Origin of the sequence: Pseudomonas chlororaphis, from assembly GCA_001023535.1 — a bacterium.
GTDB classification, from domain to species: domain Bacteria; phylum Pseudomonadota; class Gammaproteobacteria; order Pseudomonadales; family Pseudomonadaceae; genus Aquipseudomonas; species Aquipseudomonas chlororaphis_E.
In genome coordinates this window covers 6226378-6244963 of sequence record CP011020.1, presented here as the reverse complement: position 1 = coordinate 6244963, position 18586 = coordinate 6226378, and the positions used below count along the sequence as shown (strand labels likewise).

15 protein-coding genes are annotated in these 18586 nt (G+C 59.6%); 5 read left to right on the top strand and 10 right to left on the bottom strand.

All coding sequences use genetic code 11. The annotated features are described in order from the left end of the window. Positions 1 to 7 precede the first annotated feature (7 nt). From VM99_27260 to VM99_27240, 5 genes are all read right to left on the bottom strand, one after another. On the bottom strand, positions 8 to 2059 hold the full coding sequence (locus VM99_27260) for a DeoR faimly transcriptional regulator (protein AKK01546.1): 2052 nt from the start codon (positions 2057 to 2059) through the stop codon (positions 8 to 10). Then, positions 2056 to 2934 carry an endonuclease gene (locus tag VM99_27255; GenBank protein AKK01545.1) on the bottom strand — a complete coding sequence of 293 codons (879 nt, stop codon included), beginning with the start codon at positions 2932 to 2934 and terminating at the stop codon, positions 2056 to 2058. The genes VM99_27260 and VM99_27255 overlap by 4 nt, the downstream gene beginning before the upstream one ends. A gap of 15 nt (positions 2935 to 2949) precedes the next feature. Then, the gene (locus VM99_27250; GenBank protein ID AKK01544.1) at positions 2950 to 3594 is read right to left on the bottom strand and encodes a thiol:disulfide interchange protein; all 645 of its coding nucleotides are present in this window, start codon (positions 3592 to 3594) and stop codon (positions 2950 to 2952) included. Positions 3595 to 3792: 198 nt separating this feature from the next. Then, positions 3793 to 4404 carry a cytochrome C gene (locus VM99_27245; GenBank protein ID AKK01543.1) on the bottom strand — a complete coding sequence of 204 codons (612 nt, stop codon included), beginning with the start codon at positions 4402 to 4404 and terminating at the stop codon, positions 3793 to 3795. A gap of 46 nt (positions 4405 to 4450) precedes the next feature. Continuing rightward, complete coding sequence (locus tag VM99_27240; GenBank protein ID AKK01542.1) at positions 4451 to 4741, bottom strand: cytochrome; 291 nt, start codon at positions 4739 to 4741, stop codon at positions 4451 to 4453. A 191-nt stretch (positions 4742 to 4932) separates the two neighbouring features. Between VM99_27240 and VM99_27235 the strand changes: the two genes are divergently transcribed. Further along, complete coding sequence (locus VM99_27235) at positions 4933 to 5574, top strand: GTP-binding protein (GenBank protein ID AKK01541.1); 642 nt, start codon at positions 4933 to 4935, stop codon at positions 5572 to 5574. Between the two features lie 372 nt (positions 5575 to 5946). Here the strand turns inward: VM99_27235 and VM99_27230 are convergent, their stop codons facing one another. Further along, positions 5947 to 8715: a DNA polymerase I gene (locus tag VM99_27230; protein ID AKK01540.1), complete on the bottom strand. Its 2769-nt coding sequence runs from the start codon at positions 8713 to 8715 to the stop codon at positions 5947 to 5949. A 74-nt stretch (positions 8716 to 8789) separates the two neighbouring features. Between VM99_27230 and VM99_27225 the strand changes: the two genes are divergently transcribed. Further along, the gene (locus VM99_27225) at positions 8790 to 9080 is read left to right on the top strand and encodes a hypothetical protein (protein AKK01539.1); all 291 of its coding nucleotides are present in this window, start codon (positions 8790 to 8792) and stop codon (positions 9078 to 9080) included. Positions 9081 to 9139: 59 nt separating this feature from the next. Continuing rightward, positions 9140 to 10090, top strand: a complete 951-nt coding sequence (locus VM99_27220) for a serine kinase (protein ID AKK01538.1) — start codon at positions 9140 to 9142, stop codon at positions 10088 to 10090. A 73-nt stretch (positions 10091 to 10163) separates the two neighbouring features. Here the strand turns inward: VM99_27220 and VM99_27215 are convergent, their stop codons facing one another. Genes VM99_27215 through VM99_27200 form a run of 4 tightly spaced genes read right to left on the bottom strand, consistent with a single transcriptional unit; the run spans position 10164 to position 16058 of the window. Continuing rightward, positions 10164 to 12350, bottom strand: coding sequence for a lipase (locus VM99_27215; protein AKK01537.1), 2187 nt, complete (start codon positions 12348 to 12350; stop codon positions 10164 to 10166). A gap of 11 nt (positions 12351 to 12361) precedes the next feature. Next, a complete protein-coding gene (locus VM99_27210) occupies positions 12362 to 13132 on the bottom strand; it encodes a lipoprotein (GenBank protein ID AKK01536.1) in 771 nt (256 codons plus the stop codon). Continuing rightward, positions 13129 to 13980 carry a hypothetical protein gene (locus VM99_27205; GenBank protein AKK01535.1) on the bottom strand — a complete coding sequence of 284 codons (852 nt, stop codon included), beginning with the start codon at positions 13978 to 13980 and terminating at the stop codon, positions 13129 to 13131. The genes VM99_27210 and VM99_27205 overlap by 4 nt, the downstream gene beginning before the upstream one ends. Further along, entirely contained in the window at positions 13977 to 16058 is a 2082-nt protein-coding gene (locus tag VM99_27200; protein ID AKK01534.1) for a type IV secretion protein Rhs, read from the bottom strand. Before VM99_27200 ends, VM99_27205 begins: the two co-directional genes overlap by 4 nt. Before the next feature lie 430 nt (positions 16059 to 16488). Here VM99_27200 and VM99_27195 point away from each other — a divergent pair, with 430 nt between their 5' ends. Together VM99_27195 and VM99_27190 are read left to right on the top strand one after the other, a co-directional pair. Then, positions 16489 to 18045 carry a type VI secretion protein ImpA gene (locus tag VM99_27195; protein ID AKK01533.1) on the top strand — a complete coding sequence of 519 codons (1557 nt, stop codon included), beginning with the start codon at positions 16489 to 16491 and terminating at the stop codon, positions 18043 to 18045. Positions 18046 to 18076: 31 nt separating this feature from the next. Next, positions 18077 to 18586 carry a type VI secretion protein gene (locus VM99_27190; protein ID AKK01532.1) on the top strand — a complete coding sequence of 170 codons (510 nt, stop codon included), beginning with the start codon at positions 18077 to 18079 and terminating at the stop codon, positions 18584 to 18586.

Below are 18586 nucleotides of genomic sequence, written 5' to 3'. Positions count from 1 at the left end.
ATTGCCTTCAGCCCAGCTCCACCCGGTTACGTCCGGCGCTTTTCGCCCGGTACAGCGCTTGATCGGCTCTTTTAAGCACAGAATCGCTGTGTTCTCCGGGTTTGAACGCCGTCAGCCCCATGGACACCGTCACCGTGACAGGCTCGCCCTTGAAGTGGAATGGGCAGGCTTCGATGGCAGCACGCAGGGCCTCGGCCAACTGGGTCCCGGCTGTCAGGGGCGTGTCGGGCACCAACAGGACGAATTCCTCGCCGCCGAAACGGGCGATGAAATCGCTGCTGCGCAGGCGTTTGCGCAAAACCGAGGCAATCAGTTTCAGCACCCGGTCACCGGCCAGGTGGCCATAGTTGTCGTTGATCCGCTTGAAGTGGTCGAGGTCGAGCATGGCCAGCAACAAGCTGTTGCCGTGCTGTTGCCACTCGGCCACTTCCTTTTCAAGACGCTCGCTCCACGCTGCACGGTTGGGCAACCCGGTGAGTGGATCGATCAGCGCCTTGAGCCGCTGCTCTTCCAGATTCTCGCGAACGATCAGGGCATCCTGTTCCATCAGCGCTACGCGCTCGGCGAGGCTTTTCAGGCGCGCCGAGACTTCCTGTTCACGCTGCTCGCGTTGCTTTTGGTGCTGGTCCATCGTCCCCAGCAGGCCTTCCAGGTGGTTCTCAAGCACCTGCTTGAGGCTTTCCAGGTCATCGGCCTGCTGGACGCTGCTTTGCAGGCCATCGACGTGCTCGCGAATCTGGATGTCCATGTCCCGGGAGACCGAGAGATTTTCCGCATGGTCTTCGCTGGCGGCCAGCAAGCTGTTCTGGAACGCCTCCAGCCGATCGTTGAGGCGCTGCAGGTAGGCTTCGAATTCGTGCTGGCCGCTGTCGGTGATCGCCAGCATGAGCACCGCCAGATCGTCGAGAATCGGCAGTAACTCGTACCAGTTCAAACCATTTTGCAGCTTCTCACGCATTGCCTCGGCTTGCGGGCGGTGCCGCTCGGGCAGTGTCAGGTCACCCAGCAGGCCCAGCAAGGTGTCTTCAATGTGCCGGGCCACCGAGCTGTAGGACGGTTCCGGGGAGTCGGGCAGGGCGTATTGGGCATCGGCCGCCTCGACAGCGGCCTCGGCGGCGTTGGCCTCTGATTCTGGCTCTGTCGCAGGAAGAGGCGCTGGCGTCTGCGGCAGCAGCTCATCGGGGTTTGCAGGCGTCGCTTGCGGGGTAGGCGGTTCAACGGTGGCCGGCTCGGTGGTGTCGTCCGGTTCGCTGGCCGGCTGCGCCTCTTCGGGTGCTGGCGCCGGAACAGGGGGCGCGGCAGGCGCCACGGGGTCAGCTTCCGGCGCAGCGACGGTTGCCGGTTCAGGCCGTACTTGAGCGGCAGGCGCGGGCTCTGCCGAGGGCGCTGGTTCCGAGGTCGGTGTGGGTGCGGGCTGCGGTTCCGAATCCGGCTCGACAGGTGCTATATCGGTCGCGCGGCGCTGCGGCGTGGGTGCGGCCTGCGCGACGGGTGCCGCGTCGACCTGGGCAGGCTCTTGCGGCGCATCCTCGTGGCCCTGGCCGCCAAACAGCCGCTGCAGCAGGCCGGGACGATGGGCTTCGGCAGGGGGTTCCAGCGCGCTCAGGGCCTGGCCTTGCAAGGTGCTCAGCTCGCTCAGCAACAGCGGGATCTCTCGGGTCTGGCCGACCCGGTCGTCCAGTCGCTTGGAAAATTTCTTCAGGGGCCGGCTGACGTCCTTGGGCAGCGGCAGGGTCTGCAACTGCGCCACCAGGGCCGTCAGTGCGGCGCTCATCTGCTCGACCCGGGTCTCGCGGCGCTGTTCGGAGTCGAGTACGGCTTTCTCCAGGCGCGGCAGCAGGGTGGCAAGGGCCGCATCCATGTCATCGGTGCGGATCGCCTCACGCATTTCCTTCATGCATTCGTCGACCGCCCGGTCCGAGCCTTCGGCGGCCAAGGTGCTGCGGACCAGGCCGCGACGCAGCAAGTCGAGCCGGGCATCCCAGCGGCGCTCAAGCTTTTCCTGCTGTTCGAGACTCTTGAGGTACTTCTCTCTCCAGCGTTCGGCGTCGTCGCTCATTCATCGGATCCGCGAGGGGCCGGACTTAACGCAGGGAAGGCGTCGGCCGTGAGCGAACCCGGCAAACGAATCTCGACCGCGACCGGCAGGTGATCGGAAATGGGTTGGGCCAGCACCTCGACGCGTTCGAGGGTCAGGGTGGGGCTCAACAGGATATGGTCCAGGCAGCGCTGGGGGCGCCAACTGGGAAAGGTCGCTTGCAGTTGCGGCGCAAGCAGGCCGAGATCGCGCAGGGGCGAGGTTTGCAGCAGGTCGCTGGCGTGGGTGTTCATGTCCCCCATCAGCACCTGGTGCTTGTAACCGCCGATCAGCTCGCGGATGTAGGCCAGTTGCATCGTCCGGGTACGTGCGCCGAGGGCCAGGTGCATCATCACCACGATGAGCGCCTCCGGGCCTTCGCCGAACCGCGCCAGGATCGCCCCGCGCCCTTTGGGGCCAGGCAGCGGATGGTCTTCGATCGCCCACGGTCGCAGGCGACTCAGCACGCCATTGCTGTGCTGGCCGAAACGTCCGAGGTTGCGATTGAGTTGTTGGTACCAGTAGGGGAAGGCACCCAGTTGCGCCAGGTGTTCCACCTGGTTGACGTAGCCGGACCTCAAGCTGCCGCCATCGGCCTCTTGCAAGGCCACCAGGTCGAAATCCTTGAGCAGGTCGCCGATTTTCTGCAGGTTACCGGCGCGCCCGGTGTGGGGCAGCAGATGTTGCCAGCCGCGGGTCAAGTAATGCCGATAGCGCTCGGTGCTGATGCCGACCTGGATGTTGAAGCTCAGCAGTCGCAGGCGGCTGTCGGCGGGCAGGCCCGTGGAGGCGACATGATGTTCGTTGACCCGCGGTTCATGCAGGCCAACGAGGCGTTCGGTACTCCAGCGGGCCATGGGCGTGGGCCGCGCTTAGTTGGCAACTGCCTTGGTCGTCGCCCGTTCCTTGGCGATCAACTGGTCGGCCAGTTGCAAGGCTTGTTCCGCACCGCCGGCAGAGCCGATGTCGAAGCGATACTTGCCGTTGACGATCATGGTCGGTACGCCGGTGATCTCGTACTTCTTGGCCAGCTCCTTGGCTTTGACGATCTGGCCCTTGACGGCGAAGGAGTCGAAGGTCGCCAGGAATTTATCCTTGTCTACGCCCTGGGTTGCCAGGAAGTCGGCCATGTCATTCTTGTCGGTGAGTTTTTTGTGTTCTTTCTGGATCGCGTTGAAGACCGCCGCGTGAACCTGGTGCTCGACGCCCATGGCTTCAAGGGTCAGGAACATCTGGCCGTGGGCGTCCCATGGGCCGCCGAACATGGCCGGAATGCGAACGAAGTTGACGTCCTTGGGCAGCTTCTCGACCCATGGGTTGATGACTGGCTCGAATGCGTAGCAATGCGGGCAGCCGTACCAGAACAGCTCAACCACTTCGATCTTGCCAGGCGCTGACACCGGAACCGGGTTAGTCAATTCAACGTAAGGGGCCTTCGCCTCGTCGGCGGTGGCTTGGGCTGCCATGCCGAACAGGCTGGCGACGACGAGCGCGGCGCTGGTGATCAGATTACGCATGCTTTACTCCTGGACAATAAGGGGGCCTCGCGAGGTGTGTTTCTCAGACAGACCTTGGCGGGTTCAGTTTCGCTAGTGTAACGGCAGCGGCCACAAAAAAGGGCGGCCAAAGCCACCCTTTTGATGCTTGCATCGACAGATTAATCGAGCGTTAACGTTACAAGCGGTGTACGCCCCTCGTAACGTCGCCCGAGGACCTTAGTGCAGGCCCTGGATGTAGCTGGCGACGGCGGCGATGTCTTCGTCGCTCAACTTGCGAGCGATGGTACGCATGGTCATCGCGTCGCCGTCGTTGGCGCGGCCGGCTTCTTCCTTGCGGAAGTCGGTCAGCTGCTTGGCAACGTACTGGGCATGCTGGCCACCCAGGTGTGGGAAGCCGGCAGCGGCGTTGCCGGCGCCGTTAGGCGAATGGCAGCCGGTGCAGGCTGGCAGGCCCTTTTCCAGGTCGCCGCCGCGGAACAGCTTCTCGCCACGGGCCACGAGTTTTGGATCGGCTGCCCCGACGCTGCCTTTCTGGCTGGCGAAGTAGGCCGAGATGTCCGCCAGGTCCTGATCGCTCAGGTTGGTCAGCAAGCCGGTCATCTCCAGCACCGTGCGCTTGCCGGACTTGATGTCGTGCAGTTGCTTGTTCAGGTAACGCTCGCCCTGGCCCGCCAGTTTCGGAAAGTTGGGCGCCATGCTATTGCCATCTGGACCATGGCAGGCCCCGCATACCGCCGCTTTCGCCTGACCGGCAGCGGCATCGCCAGCGGCGTGGGCTACACCGGTCATCCCCAAGGTCAACAGCAGACTCACGATCAGTTTGTTCATCAGCTAATCCAACTACGGCTAAGGGTTAAAGAGTTATGGACCGGGATCACTCGCTCATCCACTGGATGATTGCTCGGTAATCCTCGGCACTGCAGTCCATGCACAAACCACGCGGCGGCATCGCCTTGAAACCCTGGGTCACGTGTTGCACCAGCGTCTCCATACCTTTCGCCAACCTCGGCGTCCAAGCTTCCTGGTCGCCCTTGCGGGGCGCTGTGGGGAGTTGGCCGGAATGACAGGCACCACAAACACGGTTGTACACAGCTTCCGGATCCTGTGTAGCCTGAGCGCTGTAAAGCGGCATCAAGACACCGGCAGCTAGCAGCCATTTCGTCATAAAACGACCTTTTCAGGGTTGAGAGCGAGCTGCGTTCTAGTGCGCAATTTCGGTCGATCGCTCCCGTGAGCTTCATCCTACGCTGGGACAAAGCGCACACAAAATCTGCGGCATTATATACTGGCGTCACTGAAACGGAAACGACACAGCTTGCCGCGTCCATTCCCGACGCCGCTCACATCGGAAATCCCATGCAACTGAAGAACCCCATCCTTGGCCTGTGCCAACAGTCCACCTTCATGCTCAGCGCCGCCAAAGTCGACCAGTGCCCTGACGACGAAGGCTTTGAAGTGGCCTTTGCCGGGCGTTCCAACGCCGGCAAGTCCAGCGCGCTGAACACCCTGACCCATGCGAGCCTGGCACGCACCTCGAAAACCCCAGGTCGCACGCAGCTCTTGAACTTCTTCAAGCTAGACGATGAACGCCGTTTGGTCGACCTGCCTGGTTACGGCTACGCCAAGGTGCCGATTCCGCTCAAGCAACACTGGCAGCGCCACCTGGAAGCCTACCTGGGCAGCCGCGAGAGTCTGAAGGGTTTGATTCTGATGATGGACATCCGCCATCCGATGACCGACTTCGACCTGCTAATGCTGGACTGGGCCGTGGCCAGCGGCATGCCGATGCACATCCTGCTGACCAAGGCGGACAAGCTCACCTACGGCGCGGCCAAGAACACCTTGCTCAAGGTGCAGTCGGAAATCCGCAAAGGCTGGGGCGACGCGGTCACCATCCAGCTGTTCTCGGCGCCCAAGCGCATGGGCCTGGAAGAGGCCTATACCGTGCTGGCCGACTGGATGGAACTGGCGGACAAGGGCAGCGAAGCGGCCGAATAAGCCAAATCGCAGGCAAAAAAAACCCCGGACTTCGTATGGGGAGGGGGAAGTTCGGGGTCCAAGTTCCGGACCGCTAGGGCGGGGTCCAGATATCTGCCAACACTTAACACAACATAGGAGCATTGAAGGGCTTCACCAGCCATTCAAAATCTCTGAGTGGCAATTCACGGGTTTAGTTCAGATTATTTTTGGAAATAACCGTAGGGCTTTTCCGAACTTAAACGTTTTTGCCGGTTGCGCAGTGCTTTCTGTGGCGAGGGAGCTTGCTCCCGCTTGAGCGCGAAGCGCTCACAAAATGTTGGGGGCGGCTGCGCCACCCAGCGGGAGCAAGCTCCCTCGCCACAGGCTGTTCTAGCGCCACCGGCAGACCTATCAGTGCGCCTCGTCCCAGTTATTACCCACGCCCACTTCCACCAGCAGCGGCACATCCAGCGTGGCGGCGGCGCTCATGTGCTGGCGAATTTCAGTGCTGACCTGGTCGACCAGGTCTTCGCGCACTTCCAGCACCAATTCATCGTGCACCTGCAGGATGACCCGGGCGTCCAGCCCTGAGTTCGACAACCAGCGGTCCACGGCCACCATGGCCTTCTTGATGATATCGGCGGCGGTGCCTTGCATCGGCGCGTTGATCGCCGTGCGCTCGGCGCCTTTGCGCAGGGCCGGGTTCTTCGCGTTGATGTCCGGCAGGTACAGCCGGCGGCCGAAAATGGTTTCGACGAAACCCTGCTCGGCCGCCTGGGCGCGGGTGCGCTCCATGTACTGCAACACCCCGGGGTAGCGGGCGAAATAGCGGTCGATGTAGGCCTGGGATTGCTTGCGGTCCACGCCGATCTGTTTGGCGAGGCCGAATGCGCTCATGCCGTAGATCAAGCCGAAGTTGATCGCCTTGGCGCTGCGACGCTGGTCATGGCTGACGGCTTCCAGCTCGACGCCGAATACTTCGGCGGCCGTGGCCCGGTGCACATCCAGATTGTTGCGGAACGCATGAAGCAGGCCTTCGTCCTTGGCCAGGTGCGCCATGATCCGCAGTTCGATCTGCGAGTAGTCCGCTGCCAGCAGCTTGTAGCCTTTGGGCGCGATGAACGCCTGGCGAATCCGGCGGCCTTCGGCGGTCCGGATCGGAATGTTCTGCAGGTTCGGGTCGATGGACGACAAACGCCCGGTCGCCGCGACGGCTTGTTGATAGTTGGTGTGCACGCGCCCGGTGCGGCTGTTGATCTGCTCTGGCAGGCGGTCGGTGTAGGTGCTCTTGAGCTTGCTCAACGAACGGTACTGCATCAGCACCTTGGGCAGCGGGTAATCCTGCTCGGCCAGTTCGGCGAGCACGGCTTCGGCGGTGGACGCCTGGCCCTTGGCGGTTTTGCTGAGCACCGGCAAGCCGAGTTTTTCGTACAGGATCACGCCCAGTTGCTTCGGCGAGCCGAGGTTGAATTCCTCGCCGGCGATGGCAAACGCCTCACGCTCCAGTGCCACCAGCTTCTCGCCCAACTCAACGCTCTGTACACCCAGCAGGTTCGCATCCACCAGCGCGCCCTGGCGTTCGATGCGCGCCAGGACCGGCATCAGCGGCATTTCGATGTCATTCAACACCGTGCCCAGGCTCGGCGTGGCGGCGAGTTTCTCCTGCAAGGCCTGGTGCAGACGCAAAGTCACGTCGGCCCCTTCGGCGGCGTACGGGCCGGCCAGTTCCAGGGCGATCTGGTCGAAGCTCAGTTGCTTGACCCCCTTGCCCGCGATGTCCTGGAAATCGGTCTTGCTCTGGCCCAGGTACTTGAGCGCCAGGCTGTCCATGTCATGGCGAGTCGCCGTGGAATCCAACACGTAGGATTCGAGCATGGTGTCGAAGGCGATACCCTGGACGAAGATGCCGTTGTTCTGGTCCCCGCCGATGGCGCAGTTCGCCAGGATGTTGGTTTCGAACTTGGCGTGCTGGCCGATCTTGAGCTTGTTGGGGTCTTCCAGCAGCGGCTTTAGGGTCTTGAGTACGGTGTCGCGGTCCAACTGCTCGGGCACGCCCATGTAGGAATGGGTCAACGGAATGTAGGCCGCTTCAAACGGCGCCACCGCGAACGACAAACCGACCAGTTGCGAATGCTGGGCGTCGTTGCCGTTGGTTTCGGTGACGAACGCGAACAGCGGCGCCTTGTTCAGCTTGTCGAGCAACGCCTCGAACTGCGCCTGTTCAAGAATGATCTCGTACTGGGCCTCGGCGGCGCCGGGCTGTTCGTCGCTGACTTCGACGATCTCCTGGCCAGCGCGCTTGGCGTCCCGCTGGTTTTCCTCGAACCAGCTCTTGAACTCCAGCAGGGTGTAGAGCTCGGCGAGTTTCTCGTGGTCCGGTTCGCCCATCTGCAGGTCGTCCAGGCCAACGTCCAACGGCACGTCGGTCTTGATGGTTGCCAGCTCGTAGGACAGGAACGCCATTTCCTTGTGCTCTTCCAGCTTGGCGGGCAGGGTCTTGGCGCCGCGGATCGGCAAGGTGGCGACGATGTCCAGTTGTGCGTACAGCTCGGTCAGGCCGCCGTTGACGCCCACCAGCAGGCCGGACGCGGTTTTCGGGCCGATGCCCGGCACGCCCGGGATGTTGTCGGAGGAATCGCCCATCAACGCCAGGTAATCGATGATCTGCTCCGGAGCGACGCCAAATTTCTCCTTAACGCCAGCCACGTCCAGTGCGCTACCGGTCATCGTATTGACCAAGGTAATGTGCCCATCGACCAACTGCGCCATGTCTTTGTCGCCGGTGGAGATCACCACCGGGCGATTGGCCGCCGCGCTGCTGCGGGCCAGGGTACCGATCACGTCATCGGCCTCGACGTTGTCCACGCAAAGCAGCGGGAAGCCCAGGGCCTTGACGCTGGCATGCAGCGGCTCGATTTGCACGCGCATGTCGTCGGGCATGCTCGGGCGGTTGGCCTTGTATTCGGCGTACAGCGCATCGCGAAACGTCCCGCCCTTGGCGTCGAACACCACGGCGAACGGGCTGTCCGGATACTGCTTGCGCAGGCTCTTGAGCATGTTCAGCACGCCCTTGACCGCACCGGTGGGCAGGCCTTTGGAGGTGGTCAGCGGTGGCAGCGCGTGGAAGGCGCGGTACAGATATGAAGAACCGTCCACCAGGACGAGGGGGGCTTGGCTCATGAGCACGATCAACCTTTTCGGCGGGTCCGGGGCTAGAATAGCGGGACCGTTGACGACAAAGGGACAAGGTTATCATGCGCACACTCAATCGCCTGTTACTGGCTGGCTTGTTTGCAACCGTTCCATTGGCCGTCATGGCCGCGGACGATGCCCCAACGCCAGAGCCGGAAGTTACCATCCGCACGGAAGGGGACAAGGTCATCCAGGAGTACCGCCAAAACGGTTTCCTGTACGCGATCAAGGTTACGCCCAAAGGCGCACCGCCGTATTTCCTGGTGCGCGCCGACGGGACAGATGCAAACTTCATCCGCTCGGACCAGCCGGACATGTTGATTCCGTCCTGGAAAATCTTCGAGTGGAAGTAGTTGCCTAACTTTAATCGGCGCCGCTGCACCGCGGCGCCAGAACTGAGCAGTTTTTAACCATGTCTGTGTTTACCCCCTTGGCCCGGCCCGAGCTGGAAACCTTTCTCGCCCCTTATGGGCTCGGCCGCCTGCTTGATTTCCAGGGGATTGCCGCCGGTAGCGAAAACACCAATTTCTTTATCAGCCTGGAGCGGGGCGAGTTCGTCCTGACCCTGGTTGAACGCGGCCCGGTGCAGGAAATGCCGTTCTTCATCGAACTGCTCGACGTGCTGCACGACGCCGACCTGCCGGTGCCGTACGCCTTGCGCACCACCGACGGCGTCGCGCTGCGGGAACTGGCAGGCAAACCGGCGCTGCTGCAACCGCGCCTGGCGGGTAAGCACATCAAACAGGCCAATGCCCAGCATTGCGCCCAGGTCGGCGAATTGCTGGCGCACCTGCACCTGGCCACCCGTGACAACATGATCAAGCGCAAGACCGACCGCGGCCTGGACTGGATGCAGGAAGAGGGCGCCAAACTGCTGTCGCACCTCGACGCCGAGGCCCGCCGGTTGCTGGAAGCCGCGCTGGAAGAAATCGCTCAGCAAAAGGTCGGCATCCTGGCGCTGCCTCGCGCCAACATCCACGCTGACCTGTTCCGCGATAATGCGATGTTCGAAGGCACCCACCTGACCGGCTTGATCGACTTCTACAACGCCTGTTCCGGGCCGATGTTGTATGACGTGGCCATTGCCCTGAACGACTGGTGTTCGGACGACGACGGCGTGCTCGACGGCCCACGGGCGCGAGCCTTGCTGGGCGCCTACGCGGCACTGCGACCGTTCACCGCCGCCGAGGCCGACCTCTGGCCGACCCTGCTGCGCGTGGCGTGCGTGCGCTTCTGGCTGTCGCGCTTGATCGCCGCCGAATCCTTCGCCGGGCAGGATGTGCTGATCCACGACCCGATGGAGTTTCAGCAGCGGTTGGCGCAGCGGCAGGCGGTTCGTGTGATGCTGCCGTTTGCGCTGTAGGCAGATGGGGCATCTGCTTTAATCGACTGGGCCTTGGAGCATTCAAGGCCTGTAGGTCGAGGGATGCTTCGAGTCAGATCATGGAGTCGACATCCAGCGCATAGGGTTTGCCAATGGAGTAGCCATGGGCATTTCTGAGCCCATCACCTTCGGCGTCCCGGGTCGGTGTAGGTGCCCATTGCACCATCCGCCGGTTCTGCGGGTGCGCCTGCCAACGGGTCAAACTTTGCGCCAACTGTTCGGGGCGCTCCGACACGCTGCCGTACACGTCTCTTTCACTGACCGAGGCGGTGCGTAAAGTCGCCAGGCGAGCGTGCGTGGTGCGTAGTTTGTCGATCTCGTGGGTAAGTGCGTCGTTAATGGGAATGTGGCTGCGCCCGTTGGGAGCACCCTGTTCCATCGCACGGGTTTCGCTGCGCAGTTGCTGGGTAATCCGTGCCAATGCGTTGGCCACCCATTCATATTCTCGCTTTGTCACCAATGTGTCTCCGGCTGCTTGCGCTTGCTGCCAGCGACGCAGCGTTGCCCAGCACGCGGGAATGTAGCCCGGGACCATGAAGTGATTGCCGGTATGGACCAGTTGAGCCAGTAACGACGGGCGATCCGGCAAACCATGGCGGTGCTGTAAGGCCACCTGGCAGGCGGCTTGCTGGGTGATGGTGTCGCAACTGGGGGTCCATAGGATCGAGGACTTTTCCTGGCGACCGAATTCAACCGGTAGGAAATGTCGCAAGGTGCCGTGGTGCGCGTAGTTTTCGCCTGTCCAGTTGGTGATGCCCGCCACGAACACCGAAAGTCCAACCGGTACGTTGACGAAAGTCAGTGCTGCACCTGTGCCATAAACGCCTGCCCGGGTGTTCATCCAGCTTCCGGGAACGCTGGGTATCGGGTCGTTGTGGTTGACCATGCGGTGGTGCGCAAGGGGCTCGGCATTTTTTGTGAAGGTGGCATCAGCCGCACGGGGTGCGCCGTAAGTGTAGAGCTGGATGCGGTAGTCAAAGCCTGCTCGGCGACGCAGCATTTCAGAAAGTAACAGGGCTACGGCACCGCCCAGGCTATGACCGCAAATCAATAGCTGTTGCCCGGTATGGAACCGGTCCAGATAACTTGTCACAAAGGCCGCCGCTTTTTTGGCCGCGCCATAGAATCCGCGATGTACTTGGCCATCACCCTCTTCAAATGGCACTTGAAGTGCATCGGCATCGCGCAAACCGTCAGCGAGCATTTCCGATGTACCGCGCACGGCAATCAGGATCACTTCGTCATGGTGGGTAATGAACGCTTGAGTATCAGTAGCTTCCTTGCCGAGCGTACGATCATCCAGAAAATGGACCTTGGCAGGGTGCTCCTGCTCTTCACCCAGTTTTGGGTCGTTCACCGCATAGAGTTCGATGTCGAACGGCACGATCTCCAGGCGTTTGGAGTAGGGAACATCTTCGTACAGCGGGTAGTAGCAGGGTTCTGGTTGCTCTGGGCCTAGCTTCCAGAGCTCCTCGGATTTGGCCAGGCCATCCGCGAACCAGTTGCCGACGCTGGGTTGGAGAGTGAAGCTTATCGGCGTGTTTATCGGAGGTTGGTCGGGTTTCTGGCCGAAGGGGCAATAGCTCAGTGTCGACATGAGGGCCAACTGATACAGGTTAAGCGCGCAGAATTCAGGAGTCAGTGATAACAAGGGCCGCAGGGCTCGCAACGGGCGCACTTCCAAAACCGTATGTTTTTCCGGCATCAAGGCCACGCCGAATTTGCCATGTTCGCCTAGCAGTCGTGCGGGGCCGCCGCGCAGCGGGTAATGACGATATACCTCGGGAGGCAAGTGAGCGGCGTGTTTGACCAGATGACGTACTTCCACCTGAAAGAAATCGTCCGCACTGGCTTGTGCAGGGTTTTCTCGGGTTCGGGTGGCATTGTTGTTCAGGTGACGGGTTTGTTCGGCACGGACTTGGAGTTCGGTGATTTCCAAGGGGTAGTGATCCCTGCCTTGAAGCGTTAAATAGAGCTCTTCGGGACCTCGATATTTTTGCTCAAAGATCAGGGCAACCGGTCCCGCATGGTGGTCATTGATCCTACCCATGCCGTTGGAGTCCAGGTTGTCCGTGTATTTTTGCCCTTCTGAATCGATTGCGACGTAAGTCAGTCCGGCGTAAGGCTCGCCAGAGCCGAACTCATCGACGAGTTGAAATCCAGTCCATTTTCCCTTCACGGGGCAGCTCAGAATGCGACTGCCCAGCCGGGATTCCAATTCCAATTGCATTGATGTCATGGTTGATGTCCTTATTCACTGCACCCTGGATAGAGGGTGCATTTCTGTCCGTCCGGCATCTGAAAGCCACTGAAGTCCTTGTGGTTTCCTAAACAGAATGCGTATGGATCCTCGAAGCTCTTGCCGAGGCAGCGCTTCCAGCCGTTAGGAAATTTCACCCAGGTGTCGCGCATGTAGGGCCGTTCCTCTTCCGCCAAGTTGATCCTCATCCTGAGCGTCTTGCCCGGTAGTTGATCCAGGGTATAAGCGGAGAACGGGCGACCAACTTGCAGCTCGCCTTGCGCATTGGTTTCCTTGCAGTCGAGGATCTTGACGATGCGACGCCTGGGCCCTGCGGTGCGGAACAGCCACTGGCATTGACCATAAAAGACACTTTCACCCGTTTCGCTGAAAGTGCCCTTGTATTGCGGCTCCAGCTCATCACGTATGGCAACGGTTGCGGCATCCCCGCTGATATCTCCCCAGTCGTCTCCGTAGGCCGAATTGATTTCGAGCTTGATCCTGTAAATCACCAGCTGGCAGCCGCTGACCCTTCGATACAGGGCGATTTTCGAATCTGGCTGGTAATGCTTTCGCCAGTGCAGGTTGTACCCAACTTCGGTATTTCTTCCACCCGGTACAGTGCAGGTTTGTCCTTTGGCAGGGACATATACGGCAATGGCCTGATAAGCAAAGTCAGGTGGCAGATCAGCGGTGAATGTGAAGGTATTGGATGGCTTGTAGATGCAGCCAGCCGTGATCGCCAGGCCCAAGCCAAGAATCGTTATCGGGAGGATCGTCATAGCGGTGCGCCTCCTTGCCAGAAGTCCGCCATCGATCGAACCCGGTCAAAATGCTCGTCGGGATCTTCGCCAGGACGTACGTGCCAGTACGGCGGCATCGGTTCGAGTGTGCGCAGGCGTTGGGTCAGCAAAAATTCCAACTGCCCAGGCGCCTGCCAGTTCCACGTTTCGGCCAGATCGAGTACGGATTGCAACCAGGTATCAGCGGCCTGCTGTTCGGCGAGTTCGGCATAGGCCTGGAGATGCTCGGCCAACAGAATCCGGTGTGCATTGAGCCGGCGGGCCTCCATCGCTTGCGGTCGTGGGAAGGGCACCTCTAACCAAAGCGGTGAGTCTGGCACCGGGTGCTTACCGGGGGCCGGGTTATCGACATTCTTCCAGCGCGTGCCCTGCCAGTAACATACGCTGATTGCTGGCCCGAGATAGGCGGGATAGGCCTCAAGGGGCAGGTGTTCAAGTGCCCGGCTCAATACCCGATTGTCATGAAAGCGATACAACGCCTGATGAGGGCGCGTTCCGACAATCATTCGCTCACGCCAGTGTTCGACCAGCCGGAAGAGGCTTCCCTTGGGCAGGCTGGCCAGCCATCCCCAGTGACTTTCTGGGCGCCTGAGCAGTTCGCTGACGTTCGGGTCGTCAGGTTGATCGAAACCAAAGACAAAGGGGCCGGCATCGTTGAGGTCGCTGGCCTCGGTTTGGCCATAGACGCTTAGGTACTGATCGGGTCGGCTGTTCTTGAGAAAGGCCTGGCGTGCCGGGCCCTCATTTTCCGAGTCCAGGACAACGCACAAACTGTGGCCAAGGTGTTGGTGCTCACTCAACCATTGATGGGGATAGGTTTGAGTCATGCGGCGACGGCTTCCGTACAGCAAATCCCTTCGCGGCAAGTCTCGCAAATCGGACAGAAGTCCAATCCCAGGGCTTTACTGGCGCTCATCAAGGCGCGCTGAGTAGGGGCGAGCGATCGAGGTGACTCTATCGGTGAAACAAGGGGGAGCGTTGTACCGTGCGTGTGTGATGAGGCGGGCGCAGCGGTTAGCGGTGCTCCGCCGATCTGAATTTCACTGCTGCTGTAGATGCCGCCGTGGCCTATGACGATGTGCTGACCTCCAGCATTCAAACTCAGGGTCGTGCCTGCGTGCAGAACCAGATGAGCGCCTGCCTTTATATGCACTTGCTGGCCAGCTTCGACGATCAATGTTTGATCGACGTGGGTATGTCGGTTGGCCGCGTGCAGGTGATCGTCCCCCTCCACCCGGATCGTGCGGTTGGAGGCCGTGGTTCGATGTTCTTCGGCACGTAGCACGGTGGTGCTGTTGCCCATGACGGTTTCCAGCCTTTCGTTGCCCACTTCCAACCGGCTGTCATGTTCAATCTTCTGTTCCATGTCGCGCTGGGCCCGCAGGTAGATCAATTCCTGCCCTTCGCGGTCTTCCAGATGCAGCTCATTGAACCCCTTGCCGCCCGGCGAACTGCGGGAGCGAAGCACCGTGCGCGTCTTGAGTTCGGGCAGGGGGTAGGGCAAAGGGTTACTGCTGTTGGTCAGACATCCGCTGATCAAAGGCTTGTCGGGGTCGCCTTCCATGAAGGTCACCAATACTTCCATCCCCACTCTTGGAATCGTCACGGCGCCGTAACCGTTGCCTGCCCAATTGGACGCGACGCGCAGCCAGCAACTGCTGCCATCGTCCAGAGGATCCGCGCGATCCCAGAAAAACCTGACCTTGACCCGACCGTAATGGTCGCAGTGGATGTCTTCGCCCTTGGGACCGGTAACCACGGCGGTCTGGCTACCCGCTATACAGGGTTTTTGATAGACCCGTCGTGCGCGAAAGATCACATCCCAAGGAGTCGCGACGAAGCGATTGCGATAACCCTGGTCGAAGTCTCCGGCGTGCGTGGAGGGGGCGCCAGCGGCGCCTTCTTCCAAGACTTGCGGCTGCCTGCCTTCGTGATGCACTTCCGTCAGCAGCCATAGATCATTCCATTCCTGGCGAGGATGTTCACTCAGCATCAGGAAGTGTCCGGCCGCCAGCGTGGGCTGACCACTGTGGCCTTCCGCCTGCTGGTAGTCGGCGCGATGGCGTTCCAGGCTGCGCCTGCTCAGCAGTCGACCTCGTTTATCCCGGGTAAAATTGCCGGGATAATCATAGTCCTCCAAGTCTGGTTGGACGCTTTCGTGGTCTGGCTGCCAGTTATTTTCCATTAGAACCGAGGCTTTTTCGAAATCGTAGTCTCGACGCCGGACTTGGCTGGTCCGGGTTTCCAGCCTTAAAGCAAAACGTCGTATCACCGGTTCATCGGCGATCATGCCGCTGTGCTGTTTATAAACACCAAGGTGGTCGATTCGGGGAAACACAGTCTGGTCATCGCCAAATACCAGGTAATGGCTCGATTCACTGTGCCGGAAATGATAGTGCAAGCCCTCTTCTTGACACAGGCGCTCAATGAAGTGCAAGTCTGATTCTCGGTACTGTACGCAATAGGCGCGGGGCGCGTAGTGTTCACTCAAGTGAAAGTGATGGGCATCGGAAAGAATGCCATGTTCCTTGAGGATCGATGTGATGATTTGCGGGACGCTGAGGTGCTGGAAGATCCGTTGATTAATGCGATGTGCCAAGTAGAAAAGTTGGGGTTTGAGTTTTACCTTGTAATGAGTGAGCCGCTTGCCGGAGTCGCCTTGTGCAGCGCGGTAGATGAGTCCGTGCACACCGCATGTCTGTTTTTCTTGTTGGCCGAATGTAAGAAATGCCTGTCTATGGAGCAGTTTCTCAAGATCGATGTCCTTTCGCTCACTGACGAGTTCTACATCGAACGAATAGGGCTGGCTGATAGCCTCTCTACCTTTGAATGTATGAACTTGAAATTCAGGTTCAAGGCCAGTGATGGCGATTCGGGATTTTGAACGGGCATGGAAGTGAGACATCGATTCGTCCTTGGGTTTGCAGTGGCTCCTGAGGACATTGAAGCAGCCTTGAAGGACAAAAACCTCAATAGATTAAAAAAAAGAAAAGTATGTAGGAAATTTCTCTTAACCATAAGTTTTGTCAACTTGTGTAATGATTTAGCTTTCTTGATGGTTGACGTGGAGTTCGACTTGGTATCAGTGATGTGATCTGGGTTGGGTTTTTACTGTCTGTTTGTCTTTTTCGTTTTGTTCCAAGTAAAAACCGAAATTTCCTACTTTTTTATTTGTTGAACCTTGGCATGCTCTGCTGCGTTCGAGTGGAGGGTAGCTGCTGGGGTGTAGTGGCAGTTGTCACCCACGTTATCTGAAGTATCCATTGCTTGCTTATGGATAGCCTGCGTCCTGAATAGTCGGACCATAAACCGAATTCATCTAAACAGAGTCGTGAATGTCGTACTCAGGAAAACTTTCCGCCCATTACCTGGCTCTCGCCAAGTCGCCTGTGTCCAAGGACAGCTTTGCGGGTGCGGACGTGCGTTTTTCCAATGAGTACGAAGCGTTGGAAAGCGAGTTGATCAAATCTCGATCGATGTATGAACACGATCAGGTCGATTGGCTGAAGGTTCTTGAACAGAGCGAATCGCTACTGCGCCGGCAGTCGAAGGATGTACGGGTCGCTGTCTGGCTGACATGGGCGCTGTATCAGCGTGAATCTTTCCAGGGGCTGTTGGCCGGCCTTTGTCTCTTGCATCACCTTTGTAAAAGCCATTGGGCCGAGATCCATCCCGCCAGGCTTCGAACCCGTGCCGCCAGCATCAATTGGCTGGTCACGCGCTTGGATCAAGTGCTGGGGGATAACGTGGCATTCAAAGAGCAGATGCCGTTGTTCCATCATCTGGCGGCTCAGCTTGAAGGCCTTGATGCGGTTTGCAGCGCTTATCTGGGCGACGAGGCGCCCTTGCTGTTACCGCTTTGCCGGCGAATCAAACACATGATCCAACGAGTCGCCCAGCACCAGCCGCAACCCGGTGTCATCCATGCGGCAGTTGCCCAGGTGAAACAGACGGCCGCTCAATTGCTTGCCTGCGAGACTCCGATTGAAAGCGAAAAAGAGGCTTGTAGAACCCTGCGCGTCCAGCAGGAAGGTGCCCGTTCACTGTGTGCCTGGTGGCTCAAGCAAAAAGCAACCGACGCTCGGGCCCTGCGGTTGAATAGGGCCTTGTTATGGCTCTCGATCGATGTAATGCCTGAGCGCAACGCAGAACAGGTTACTCAACTGCGTGGCGTACCGATGGACAGACTCAAGAGCTATCAGGAAACCTTCTTGCAGGGCCGCTATGCGGACCTGCTTGTTCAAGTCGAAGCCAGTCTGGCCAAGGCTCCATTCTGGTTCGATGGTCAAAGGCTCGCCTGGGAATGCCTACAAGGCTTGAATGCCGAGCAGGCCATGCGGGAAGTGGAAGTCCATTTTGCGCAGTTCATCCAGCGCCTGCCGGGTGTATTGGAACTGCGCTGGCATGACGGCGTGCCGTTTGCCGATCCGGCGACTCGTGGTTGGATCGCCGCCCATGTGATGCCTCACTTGCAATGCTCCAATGCCCCGCTTGGCATCGATGTCGTCAACAGCGACGCGCCGTGGGACCTGGCCCTCGAAGAGGCGCGGTCGATTCTGCATGAGGATGGCCTCAAGCCTGCTGTCCAGTCACTCAGGCACGGCATGCGAAGCGCTCTTGGCTCCCGTGAGCGATTTCTCTGGCGGTTCGCAATGGCTCGCTTGTGCATATCGGCCAAGAAATACGAACTCGCCAAGATCCAGCTCGAAGCACTGGATCAGAACCTTCAGCACGCCGACTTGAATGGGTGGGAGCCCGATCTTGGGCTTCAGGTACTGCACCAGTTGCATCACTGCTGTGAGCTTCTGCCACAGAGCCACGCCGTACGTGAGTGCAGGAACGAGACCTATCGCAGATTGTGTTACCTCGACCTGGAACGGGTCATTGAATAGGCCTGCGGGTCAAAATCTTAAGGAAAAAACCATGGCCAAAGATGGCTCTGTAGCGCCCAAGGAACGTATCAACATTACGTTCAAGCCCACGACTGGCGGGGCTCAGGAACAGATTGAACTACCGCTGAAATTAGTCGCAATGGGTGATTACACCCACCGTGCAGACGAGCGCAAGGTTGAGGATCGCAAGCCGATCAGCATCGACAAGATGACGTTCGATGAGGTCCTGGCCAAGCAAGAGTTGAAGCTGACGCTGAGTGTGCCGAACCGTTTGCTGGAAGAAAGCGAAACAGAAACGTTAGTTGTGCAACTGAGCGTTAATTCGATGAGGGATTTCAATCCGGCCAGCCTGGTCGAGCAAGTACCTGAGCTCAAGAAACTGATGGAGCTGCGCGACGCGCTGGTAGCTCTCAAGGGGCCCCTGGGTAACGCACCTGCATTTCGAAAAGCGATTGAGGGCGTGCTCGCCGTCGATGAGTCCCGGGCTCGTGTGCTGAGCGAGCTGGGCCTTGAAGCTGACCCCATTAGCCAAGGAGGCTAA